The organism is Streptomyces sp. NPDC126499 (genome assembly GCF_040302485.1).
Taxonomy (GTDB): Bacteria; Actinomycetota; Actinomycetes; order Streptomycetales; family Streptomycetaceae; genus Streptomyces.
Genome location: NZ_JBEOUO010000019.1, coordinates 32,518 through 43,938, shown reverse-complemented (window position 1 = coordinate 43,938; position 11,421 = coordinate 32,518). Strand labels below are relative to the sequence as shown.

8 protein-coding genes and 1 pseudogene are annotated in these 11,421 nt (G+C 70.6%); 3 read left to right on the top strand and 6 right to left on the bottom strand.

The genetic code is table 11. The annotated features are described in order from the left end of the window. The first annotated feature begins 3 nt into the window (after window positions 1-3). The gene (locus tag ABTZ91_RS25380; protein WP_352079541.1) at window positions 4-2,976 is read left to right on the top strand and encodes a pPIWI_RE module domain-containing protein; all 2,973 of its coding nucleotides are present in this window, start codon (window positions 4-6) and stop codon (window positions 2,974-2,976) included. A gap of 239 nt (window positions 2,977-3,215) precedes the next feature. Here the strand turns inward: ABTZ91_RS25380 and ABTZ91_RS25375 are convergent. The 3 genes and pseudogenes from ABTZ91_RS25375 to ABTZ91_RS25365 form a co-directional block, all read right to left on the bottom strand. After that, window positions 3,216-3,800: pseudogene (locus ABTZ91_RS25375) on the bottom strand (serine/threonine-protein kinase); the annotation flags it as partial. Between the two features lie 481 nt (window positions 3,801-4,281). Continuing rightward, a complete protein-coding gene (locus tag ABTZ91_RS25370) occupies window positions 4,282-5,601 on the bottom strand; it encodes a class I SAM-dependent RNA methyltransferase (protein ID WP_352079540.1) in 1,320 nt (439 codons plus the stop codon). 90 nt (window positions 5,602-5,691) lie between these two features. Next, a complete protein-coding gene (locus ABTZ91_RS25365) occupies window positions 5,692-7,743 on the bottom strand; it encodes an APC family permease (protein WP_352079539.1) in 2,052 nt (683 codons plus the stop codon). Between the two features lie 237 nt (window positions 7,744-7,980). Between ABTZ91_RS25365 and ABTZ91_RS25360 the strand changes: the two genes are divergently transcribed. Together ABTZ91_RS25360 and ABTZ91_RS25355 are read left to right on the top strand one after the other, a co-directional pair. Continuing rightward, window positions 7,981-8,649 (top strand): TrkA family potassium uptake protein, encoded by a 669-nt coding sequence (locus tag ABTZ91_RS25360; RefSeq protein WP_177151612.1) that lies wholly within the window; start codon window positions 7,981-7,983, stop codon window positions 8,647-8,649. After that, on the top strand, window positions 8,649-9,326 hold the full coding sequence (locus ABTZ91_RS25355) for a TrkA family potassium uptake protein (RefSeq protein WP_352079538.1): 678 nt from the start codon (window positions 8,649-8,651) through the stop codon (window positions 9,324-9,326). The genes ABTZ91_RS25360 and ABTZ91_RS25355 overlap by 1 nt, the downstream gene beginning before the upstream one ends. Window positions 9,327-9,470: 144 nt before the next feature. Here the strand turns inward: ABTZ91_RS25355 and ABTZ91_RS25350 are convergent, their stop codons facing one another. From ABTZ91_RS25350 to ABTZ91_RS25340, 3 genes are read right to left on the bottom strand one after another with little or no spacing between them, the layout of a single operon-like run. Beyond that, window positions 9,471-10,241 carry a DUF3159 domain-containing protein gene (locus ABTZ91_RS25350; protein WP_352079537.1) on the bottom strand — a complete coding sequence of 257 codons (771 nt, stop codon included), beginning with the start codon at window positions 10,239-10,241 and terminating at the stop codon, window positions 9,471-9,473. Between the two features lie 3 nt (window positions 10,242-10,244). Then, entirely contained in the window at window positions 10,245-10,643 is a 399-nt protein-coding gene (locus ABTZ91_RS25345) for an OB-fold nucleic acid binding domain-containing protein (protein WP_345485069.1), read from the bottom strand. Window positions 10,644-10,689: 46 nt separating this feature from the next. After that, the gene (locus ABTZ91_RS25340) at window positions 10,690-11,376 is read right to left on the bottom strand and encodes a response regulator (protein ID WP_352079536.1); all 687 of its coding nucleotides are present in this window, start codon (window positions 11,374-11,376) and stop codon (window positions 10,690-10,692) included. Window positions 11,377-11,421: the final 45 nt, after the last annotated feature.

Here is an 11,421-nt window from a genome sequence, read left to right as displayed (position 1 = left end):
GCCTTGGCACGCCCCTACAATTCCATCCGCACCGCCGCCGCTCGCCCGGTCTCCGCCGAGGCCACCGCCGTCGAGAGGTACCGTGCGCTGCCGTTCCCCGAGGAGTGGACCAGCGCGCTGCTTACGCTCTGCAACGCAGGGCGTGACAAGCCCCTGGAAACGGTACCCACGTTCCGCATGGACCAGGTGGTGCAGGCGCTCGCCCCCGACATCCTGGTGAGGCCTCGTCCGAACCGGTCCCGCGGCGACAGCCGGGACTTCTGGCTGTACGTCCCCGAGGGCGTCCCCGACCCGCTGCCCGATGCCGCTCTGAAGGGGCTCTTCGGCGCCTGGCTGAAGGATCTGCGCCCGGAACCCGAGTTCCGCGCCCTGCTCTCCGAGACGCGGTCCGCGTTGCTGGAACGGCCTCCTCAGTGGCAGGAAGACGTGTCCCTGGAACTGCTGCGATACGAGCGGCCCACCGATGGCGGAACGGCGGCGCCCGATCCCCGCCAGTTCCAGCTGGCCACCGACTGGCTGGCCCGGAGGATCCTGACGCTGGAGCCCTTTGACTACGGGGGTGGGCGACTCCGTTTCCGTGCCATGCCTCGGGGCCCCATGGACCGAGGCGCGGAACTCGTGTCGCAGGCATTGGAGTTCGAGGGGCTCAAGGGCTCCGAGTGGTATTCCGTCGTCCTCAACATCACGCTCCACACCGTGCCCTTCGCCCCCCTGCCCCGCTTCCATGTTCACGCCCACATCCGCCGCTACGCGACCAGGGTGAGCGCTAAGACGGGCCGCCTGTTCCTCCCGTTCGGGCGCAAGACCACAGTACTGCTGCGGCCGCGGGTGCCGTGGCTGCCGGGAGCCCCGGCAAGCGACCGGTTCGCGGTGGCACGACTGGCATGGAGCACGGGAGGGCACGACTGGGTCGGGGGCGGGCCCGCCGGCATGCTGCGCGACATGTCCCTTCGGGAGTCGTTCCCGGACGCCGAGGCCATCCTGACCGACCCGGCGGCATGGTTGAAGGACGACATGCGTGCGGCCGTCCTCTACAGCACGGCCATGGGCTCGCACGAGGTCGGCGCCGGTCTGATGACGGACCAGCGGTCGAAGATCGTCGAGTGGGCTCTGCAGGCCCTTCCGGAGCAGCTGCTACCGGTGCCCGCCCTGGTGCGGACCCGCCTGTCCGGCAGCACGCCGGCGAACCCGCGCAGGGAGCCCTCAAAGGAGCCGGCCAAGGCCGAGGAGGAGCGTCTGCGTGCGGAGGCCCGCCGCGTCGGCATCGCCTACGCGCTGCGGCACATGCCCCAGCCGCTGCGCGCGGGCGAGGTCCCCACGTTGGAAACGCAACTGCTGTGGCAGACGCCGGAGATGAGGGACACCGCGATCGCCGCGCTTGTAGCGCACCTGGGTCTCAAGGACGACGGAAATGCGTCGGCCGCGGCGGACATCTACGACGGCACCGTGGTCCTGGAGTGGCAGTCCCCCGAACTCACCGTGCGCCTGCGCTGTCGCAGGCTGACGCACGGCCTCGGTCACGACCTCGCCCTGCCGGAAGGCCACCGCCACTCGCGGGAAGCGGTCACCACCGCTATCCGGGACCGCCGCCGTGAGGTCGCCGCCTTCCTCGCGGACCACGGCGCCCATGCGCCCACGGGTACGCCGTCTGTCCCCACGGTCGCGCTGGTGGAGATCGACCGGGCCAAAGACTTTTCGTCCACCGACCACGACGCCAAGTTCGCGCTGAGGCTGGGCTGCGCCGACGCGGGAGTCCTGACGCAGTTCGTGGCCGTGCCTAAGAAGGCCAAGGGCTACAACAGCGAGAAGAACAAGGAGTTCCGCGCGGCGAAGGCATGGGACGACGGGCTGCGGCAGCTGGGCGTGCGCGTCCACCCAGAACACAGCCTAGGCGGCCGGCTGCCGAAAGATCTGCGGTACGCGGCGGTGTGGATGGTGCGCAGAAACCGGCGCAGTCGCACCCGATGGGCCGGGTACGTGCCCGTCGCCGTGCTGGTCACCCCGGACCCGTCCGGTACGGGTCTGGCGAGGGTGGAGGGCTGGGACGACGTGGCACGCGCCTGGGTGCCGTACCCGGTGATGCTTCTCCGGCTGACCAAGCGGGCCGAGGTGCCGACCGGCACCGTGCCCTTGCCGCGTGACAGGGAGGCCCCAGTCAGGCGGCTGTCCTGGTGGGCGGACATGACCGAGCAGCGCCGGGCGACCGAGGAGTGGCTCCAGCGGGTCCGCCGCACGCTGCGGGGGACGCCAACCCTCCTGCTGGCTCACGGGCAGAACATGCGCTCGCACTGGACGTGGCTGCAGGACGGCACCGTAGTCATGGACAAGTTCCGCGACGGTCACGCTCCGGCGCGGCGTCTGGACCCGGACCTGCGGCTCGTGCGGGTGCGTACGGCGCGCAACCGGGAGACCGCACAGTGGTGGGCGGTGAACCCGGACGGCGCGAATGGTCTCGCGGCCCATCTGTGGACGGACCCGACGGCGGACCCGGATTCCGCCCGGGTGTTCTGGTCGACGACGCCCAAGGCCCGTACGTTCAAGCTGTCGGTAGCGGCCGACAAGCTCGCTCCGCGCGTCAACTCCAAGGGCAACGTGACCGTGGACACCGACAAGGCCGCGTGGAACCCCGGGCTGGTGGAGCTGGCCGTACTGGGGTGTCACCCCGGCGACGGCGACGTACCGGAGGCGCTGGCCCTCGCCGTCCATCAGCTCCGGCAGGCCCCCGATCTGCCGGACGCTCTGAGCCTGCCGCTGCCCCTCCACCTCGCCGGTCTGGCCCAGGAGTACGTGCTGCCGACCCGCAGCGAGGACGACGAGGGCACGGCCGGTTCCGGGGCCGACGCGACGTCCGACGCCGACCCGGACACGGCGGCGGCGCCGGGAGTCGAGACCGCCCCCGAGCCGGAGCAGCTCGCTCTGGACATCCCGCTGCAGCCGGCTCCGGTCGGGGAGAACGCGGGAGCCGAGCAGCACTGAGGAGGTCTATTGCGGCCCGCCGGGCTCTCTCGCCCACTGCCGGACGGGCCGCGCGTCGGGTGCCATGGGATAGAGGAAGGGCCGACGGGGATCGGCCTCCGCCCAGGCACCAGGGCGTCTTCCGGCCTACCCGGCGAAGGCAGAAGTGCGGCCAGGCGCCGGAACACCTCGCTCGCGTGGGCAGGCCGGTCGGTCGGCTTCTTCGCCAGCATGTCCAGGACCAGTGCCTCGATCCCCTCGGGGACGTCCGGCCGCAGCGATCTCAGCGGCTCGGGCTCGGTCCCCGTGTGGAGACCCTGCACGACCAGCGCGGACTCCTGCTCGAACACCGGCCTGCCGGTGAGCATCTCGTGCAGGAGGCAGTCGAGGGCATAGAGGTCGGTGCGCCGGTCGACGGGTTCGACGGGTTCGCCCATCACCTGTTCCGGCGCCATGTACAGAAAGCTGCCGAGCCGCTCCCCGGTCGTGGTGAGCTTCTCGGTGTCGGTGTCGAGGATCGCAGCCACCCTGAAGTCGAGCACCTTGACGACGCCGTCCGTGCGGATCCGGACGTTGCCCGGCTTAAGGTCCCTGTGGACGACGCCCCGGGCGTGGGCAGCCGCCAGCGTGGAGCAGAATTGCACGCTCTCCGCGGCGGTTTCCGCCACGGAGAGCGGCTCGCGCTCCGCGATGTAGTCCCCGAGGACCAAGCCTTGCACGTACTGCATGACCAGGTAGTGCGTGCCAGTCTCGACCCCCAGGTCGTAGACGGCCGCGAGTCCGATGTGGTCGAGTCTGGCGACAGCCTTGGCCTCACGTTCAAAGCGCGCGGCGTCCCGGGCCATCTGGGCGGCCGTGAGACCGCCGAGCGGAGTCATCGCCGGCCGTCGGAGTCGTCGACACGCTCGACCGCCCCAGCCAGCAGGCCGATCGCCTCCCGAGCCAGAGCCGTCGCGTCGGCCGCCCACCGGAGGCCGTCAGTGACCGGATCGCTGAGACCGCCTGCCCGGCCTGGTCCGCAAAGGGCCATCGCCCTCATCAAGCGCCAGAAGGGCGAACTCGTCATCGGACGCGAGGTGCGATGGTTCACCCCTGCGGACGGCCCCGGAGTCCAAGACGTGATCTCACGCGCCTACCGGCTCGGCATGAAATGGACCCTGGCCGGAAGTGACACCCCACAGCCACGTACACCATCGGTCACGCTCGGCACTCGACCGACATACGACCCTACGGTGACCGGGGCTGCCGTGTTCCCGGAGGTCGGACACTCAGCCGCACGCGCCGGATTGCCCACGGGCGCCCCCGCGAAACCGCAGGTCAGAGCCTTTACTTCACCGGCTCCAGAATCGCCACGCACTCCACATGGTGCGTCATCGGAAACAGGTCGAACGCCCTCAGCGTCCGCACCCTGTACCCCCCCTCCCGGAAGTACGCCAGGTCCCGCGCCAAAGCCGCCGGGTCGCAGGCGACGTAGGCGATGCGGCGGGCGGAGAGGGCGGCGAGGTGGCGGACGGTGTCCTTGCCGGCGCCGGCGCGTGGGGGGTCGAGGACGATGAGGTCGACGTCGGTGATGCCCGTGCGCGGGAGGACAGATTCGACCTTGCCCTGCTCGATGCGGACGCGCGGGAAGTCGGCCAGGTTGTGGCGGGCGTCCTCCACCGCGCGCTTGCCGGATTCGATGCCCAGGACGGCGCCCTGGTCGCCGAGGCGGTCGGCGAGGGCGCCCGCGAAGAGGCCGACGCCGCAGTAGAGGTCGAGGGCGGTCTCGCCCTTGCGGGGCAGCAGGCCCTGCATGACGGCCGTCACCAGGGTGTCGGCGGCCTTCGGGTGGACCTGCCAGAAGCCGCCGTTGCCCACGCGGTGGGTGCGGCCGTCGGCGCGCTCGCGGACGAAGGGGCGGCCGTGGACGCGGTGGACCCCGCCGTCCTTCTCGTCGACGCGCAGCACGGAGACCGGCTTGTCCAGCTCGACCAGCGGCAGCCGCGCGCCCGGGCGCGGGGTGAGGATGACCTGGCGGTCCTGGGAGCCGGTGGCCGCGACGGCCTCGATCGACGCCATGCCCTCCCAGGTGCGCTTCTCGATGCCGAGCTCCGAGACGCCCTCGGCCGCGATCATGCAGTGGTCGATGACCTCGACCTCGTGCGAGCGGTGCTTGCGCAGCCCGGCGTGGCCCTCGGCGTCGACCGCGTACTGCACGCGGGTGCGCCACTGCGGGACCTCGCCCGCGGGAAGCTTGTCGCCCTCGGCCGGCACGACGGTGCCGTCCCAGCCGGCCTCCTCGGGCGTGAGGCCCGCGAGCCGCTTCAGCTGCTCGGCGACGACTTCGCCCTTGAGGCGGCGCTGGGCGCCCGGCTTGGCGTGCTGCCAGTCGCAGCCGCCGCACTTGCCGGGGCCCGCGAAGGGGCACGGCGCCTCGATGCGGTCCTTGGACGCCTGCAGGATCTCGACGGCGTCGGCGCGCAGGAAGCGGGAGGTCTCCTCGCCCTCGGTGACGCGGACGCGGACGCGCTCGCCCGGCAGCGCGTGGCGGACGAAGAGGACCCGGCCGCCCTCCGTGCGGGCGATGCAGTGGCCGCCGTGGGCCACGGGGCCGACCTCGACCTCGTACTCCTCCCCGACCAGCGACGAAACAGGGGTGTTCTGCATGATCGGGGGCTCCAGACAGAGAAAGAACGAGGGGGAGAGCACAGGAAGGGGGAGGGAGGCAGTGGGCTGCTTCCACAGCAGCCCACCAGTCTAGTTGTTCTTTCCCGCCGGTTCCCGCTGCCCCTTCTCCACCGGCCCGCGGCGCACCGAGCCCGGTGCGTTCCACTCCTGGCGCTTCTTCTCGCGCTTCTTCGCCACCTCGGAGGAGCGGAGCTGGTACGGCACGGAGGTCACCATCACGCCCGGCGTGAACAGCAGCCGGCCCTTGAGGCGCAGGGCGCTCTGGTTGTGCAGGAAGTGCTCGTACCAGTGACCGACCACGTACTCGGGGATGTAGACGGAGACGGCGTCCCTGGGGCTCTCCTTGCGGAGGTTCTTCACGTACTCGATGACCGGCCGGGTGATCTCCCGGTACGGCGAGTCGAGGATCTTCAGCGGCACGTTGATGCCGCGCCGCTCCCACTCCGCCTTGAGGGCCTTGGTCTCGGCGGGGTCGACGTTGACGGTGAGCGCCTCCAGCTCGTGGGCGTGCATCAGCTTGGCGTAGGCGAGGGCGCGCAGGGTGGGCTTGTGCAGCTTGGAGACCAGGACGACCGAGCGGACCCGGGACGGGCGGACGTACTCGTCGGGGCGCTCCTCGGCTGCGGCGATCTCCGCGGCCACCGAGTCGTAGTGCTTCCGGATCGCGGTCATCGTCACGTAGAAGATCACCATGCCGAGCAGCGCGACCCAGGCGCCGTGGGTGAACTTGGTGGCGAGCACGACGACCAGGACGAGGCCGGTGAAGAAGGCGCCGAAGGTGTTGATCGCGCGGGAGCGGATCATGCGGCGGCGCTTGGCCGGGTCGCGTTCGGTCCCGAGGTGCCGGTTCCAGTGCCGGACCATGCCGATCTGGCTGAGGGTGAAGGAGACGAAGACGCCGACGATGTAGAGCTGGATGAGCTTGGTCGAGTCGGCTCCGTAGACCCAGACCAGGAGGGCGGCGGCGCCGGCGAGCAGCACGATGCCGTTGGAGAAGGCGAGGCGGTCGCCCCGGGTGTGCAGCTGGCGCGGCAGATAGCGGTCCTGGGCGAGGATCGAGCCGAGCAGCGGGAAGCCGTTGTACGCGGTGTTGGCGGCCAGGAAGAGGACGAGCGCGGTGGCCGCGGCCAGCAGCACGAAGAAGAAGGTGTGCTCGCCGAAGACGGCGGCGGCGACCTGCGAGATGACCGGGTCCTGGACGTAGTCCTCGCCGACCGGCTTGCCGTTCAGGAGCAGGTCGTGGGCGGGCTTCTCGGCCATCCGGACGTTGGTGGCGGTGGCCAGGAAGATGATGCCGCAGAACATGGTGACGGCGAGGCCGCCCATGAGCGCGAGGGTGGTGGCGGCGTTCTTCGACTTCGGCTTGCGGAAGGCGGGGACGCCGTTGGAGATGGCCTCGACGCCGGTGAGGGCGGCACAGCCGGAGGAGAAGGCGCGCAGCAGCAGGAAGAGCAGGGCGAAGCCGGCCAGGCCCTGGTGCTCGGGCTTGATCTCGAAGTCGGCGGTAGGCGCCCGCATGGTCTCGTCGAGGACGATGCCGCGCCAGGCACCCCAGATGATCATCGCGAAGACGCCGAAGACGAAGACGTACGTCGGGATGGCGAAGAGGCCGCCGGACTCCTTCACTCCGCGCAGGTTCATGACGGTGAGCAGCACGATCACCGCGATGGCCGAGAACACCTTGTGCTCGACGACGAACGGCACGGCGGAGCCGAGGTTCTCGATGCCGGAGGAGATGGAGACGGCGACGGTGAGGACGTAGTCGACGAGCAGGGCGCTGGCGACGGTGAGTCCGGCCTTGGGGCCGAGGTTGGTGTTGGCGACCTCGTAGTCGCCGCCGCCGCTCGGGTAGGCGTGGACGTTCTGCCGGTACGACGCGACGACCGTGAACATCAGGACGACGACGGCCAGCGCGATCCAGGGGCTGAAGTGGTACGCCGACAGGCCCGCGACGGACAGGACGAGGAGGACCTCGCCCGGCGCGTACGCCACCGAGGAGAGCGGGTCGGAGGCGAAGACGGGGAGGGCGATGCGCTTCGGCAGGAGGGTCTCGCCGAGCTTGTCGCTGCGCAGGGCCCGTCCGATCAGGATCCGTTTGGGCACGTCGGTCAGTTTGGACACAACAGAGGATCGTAAGCGTTCGAAAAGCGCCATGCCGACCGGCACCCCCGATCCGCACGGAATCTCCCTGGGTCACCACCTCGGATGAGGTCCCGGCCCCTGTTGCCGCATAAGCTCGGACCGGGCAGCGCGTTGATGGCGCTGCCCGCCACGGCCCGGGCGAATCGGGCGAGGAAAGTTGTGAGCAGGGTGTTTTCGCAGGTCAGCAAGACGATCAGGAGTGCGGGGTAAGGGGACGTGCACATCGTCATCATGGGCTGCGGGCGAGTGGGAGCCGCTCTCGCGCAGACCCTGGAACAGCAGGGGCACACGGTCGCGGTCGTGGACCAGGACCCGACGGCTTTCCGCCGCCTGGGCTCGGGTTTCGGCGGGCGCCGGGTCACGGGCGTGGGCTTCGACCAGGACACGCTGCGTGAGGCGGGGATCGAGGAGGCCGGTGCGTTCGCCGCGGTGAGCAGCGGCGACAACTCCAACATCATCGCGGCGCGGGTGGCGCGCGAGATGTTCGGCATCGAGAACGTGGCCGCCCGCATCTACGACCCCCGGCGTGCCGAGGTCTACCAGCGTCTGGGCATTCCGACGGTGGCGACGGTCCGCTGGACCGCCGACCAGATGCTGCGGCGGCTGCTGCCGTCGGGCGCGGAGCCGCTGTGGCGTGACCCGAGCGGCGGGGTGCAGCTCGCGGAGGTGCACACCTCCCCGGCGTGGATCGGCCACAAGGTGAGCCGGCTCCAGGAGGAGACCGGGGTGCGGGTGGCGTTTCTCACCCGGCTGGGCGAAGCGGTCCTGCCGACCTCCCAGACGGTGCTTCAGGAGGGTGACCTCGTCCACGTGATGATGCGGACGGACGAGATCGCCAAGGTCGAGGCGGCCTTCGCCGAGGGCCCCGAGGAGGGCGGTCACTGATGCGTGTCGCTATTGCCGGCGCCGGCGCGGTGGGCCGTTCCATCGCGGGCGAGCTCCTGGAGAACGGGCACGACGTCCTGCTCATCGACAAGGCCCCGACCGCCATCTCGGTGGAGCGGGTGCCGCAGGCGGAGTGGCTGCTCGCCGACGCCTGCGAGATCACGTCGCTGGACGAGGCGGCGCTGCAGCGCTGCAACGTCGTCATCGCGGCGACCGGCGACGACAAGGTCAATCTGGTGGTGTCGCTGCTCGCCAAGACCGAGTACGGCGTGCCGCGCGTGGTCGCCCGGGTGAACAACCCGAAGAACGAGTGGCTGTTCAACGAGGCGTGGGGCGTGGACGTGGCCGTCTCGACGCCGCGTCTGATGTCGGCCCTGGTGGAGGAGGCGGTGAGCGTCGGCGACCTGGTCCGGCTGCTGCGCTTCAGCCACGGCGACGCCAACCTGGTGGAGCTGACGCTTCCGCCGGAGTCGGGGATCGCGGGCACGCAGGTGGGTGACGTGGCCTGGCCGCAGGACACCTCCCTGGTGACGATCATCCGCGGCTCGCGGGTCCTGACGCCGAGCCCGGAGGAGACGCTGGAGGCGGGCGACGAGCTGCTGTTCGTGGCCACCCAGGCGCGCGAGGAGCAGCTGGAGGAGCTGCTGTCGGTCCGCCGGGAGAGCACCGACTCCTGAGCCGTACGGACGCCGTCTCACGGGCGGTACGCCGTACGGACGCCGTCTCACGGGGCGGTACGCGGGTGGGGCCCGGGACCTGTCGAAGGTCCCGGGCCCCTCTCGTACGCGCGGGGGCGCCTGGTCCGGGGCGCGTGCGCGGGGCTACGCCTCGGAGCGGCCCTGTGCCTCGGCCGTGCGGGCCTGCTCGGCCCGTTCCTCGGCCTTGCGGGCCTTCTCGGCCTGCTCCTCGGCCTCCATCTCGGCGAACACGTCGATGGGCGGCGGCGCCTTGGCGAGGAACACCCAGGTCAGATAGACCGCGAGCAGGAAGGGCGGGATCTTCAGGGCGACCAGCACCCAGCCGAGCTGCGTGGTGTCGGCCCACCAGTACAGCGGGAAGAGGATCGCGCACTTCGTCAGAAGGATCAGGCCCCAGGCCCAGCTGGCCTTCGCGTACGCCTTCTTGCGGCCGGGGTTGCGGGTGCGCCAGGAGAGGTTCTCCTTGAAGACCGGGCCGAGGATGAGGCCGATCAGGGGCACGCCGGCGAGCGTGGTGACGATGTAGGCGAGGCCGAGGCCGAGCGTGTAGAGCATGCCCGGCAGGTAGAAGTCCTTGGCGTTGCCGGTCATCATCGCGAAGACGACGCCGAAGGCGACGCCGAAGACGCCGCTGAAGGCGTGCTTGACGGTGTCGCGGCGGACCAGCCGGACGGCCACGAGGACGAGCGAGACCCCGAGGGCGGCGATGGCCGAGAAGTGCAGGTTCTTGTTGATCGTGTAGATGGTGACGAAGAGCAGGCCCGGCAGGACCGTCTCCACCATGCCGCGCACTCCGCCGAAGGCCTCGAAGAGCGCGGCCTCGGTCACCGCCTTGTCGGCGACGGGGCCGGTCTCGGCTCCCTGGTCGGTGGTCGGCTTGTCGACTGACGTCACCGGCTACTCCTGTCCGAGCGGTCGCAGCTCGTATTTGGGGTTGAAGAGGACCCGCCGGCCGTGGCTCATCGAGATGCGGCCGGAGGCGATCAGCTTGCGGCCCGGCTCGATGCCCACGATGGACCGGCGGCCCAGCCAGACGACGTCCAGCGGTGCCGTGCCGTCGAACAGCTCGGCCTCCAGCGCGGGCACCCCCGCCCGGGGACGCAGGGTGACCGTGCGCAACGTACCAGTCACCTTGACTATCTGTCGGTCGGCGCAGTCGGAGATGCGCGTGCACCCCGAGGCCGCGGAGTCCTCCCGGAGCTCCACCGACTCCAGCTCCTCCTGCGAGGTGGAAAGGCGGTCGAGCATACGGCGGAAGCGCCCGGCCGGCTTCTCTGTACGCGGTGCAGCACTCATACAGAAAGCGTACCGGCCCCCGCCGACGCCGGACCCGGCACCGAACTCAGTGTTCGAAGCGGTAGCCCATGCCCGGTTCGGTGACGAAGTGGCGGGGGTGGGAGGGGTCCTGCTCCAGCTTCCGTCGCAGCTGCGCCATGTACACGCGCAGGTAGTTGGTCTCGGTCCCGTACGAGGGTCCCCAGACCTCCTGGAGGAGTTGCTTCTGGCTCACCAGGCGGCCGCTGTTGCGGACCAGGACCTCCAGGAGGTGCCACTCGGTCGGGGTGAGCCGGACGTCCTTGCCGGCCCGGTGGACCTTCTTCGCGGCGAGGTCGACCGTGAAGCCCTCGGTCTCGACGACCACGACGCCGTTCTCGCCGCCGCCGACCGGCTCGGCCCGGCGGACGGCGGCGCGCAGCCGGGCCAGCAGCTCGTCCATGCCGAAGGGCTTGGTGACGTAGTCGTCGGCGCCCGCGTCGAGCGCCTCGACCTTCTCGTCGGAGGTCTGGCGGGCGGACAGCACGAGGATCGGCACCCGGGTCCAGCCGCGCAGGCCCTTGATCACCTCGACGCCGTCCATGTCGGGCAGTCCGAGGTCGAGGACGACGACGTCGGGGTGACGCTCGGCGGCGAGCCGGAGGGCGGTGGCACCGTCCGGCGCCGCGTCGACCTCGTACTTCCGTGCCTTGAGGTTGATCACCAGGGCGCGGACGATCTGTGGTTCGTCGTCGACCACGAGGACCCGGGTCATGGAGGGGGACCTTCCTTTGCGTCGGTCGGGTTTGTCGCCGGTCGG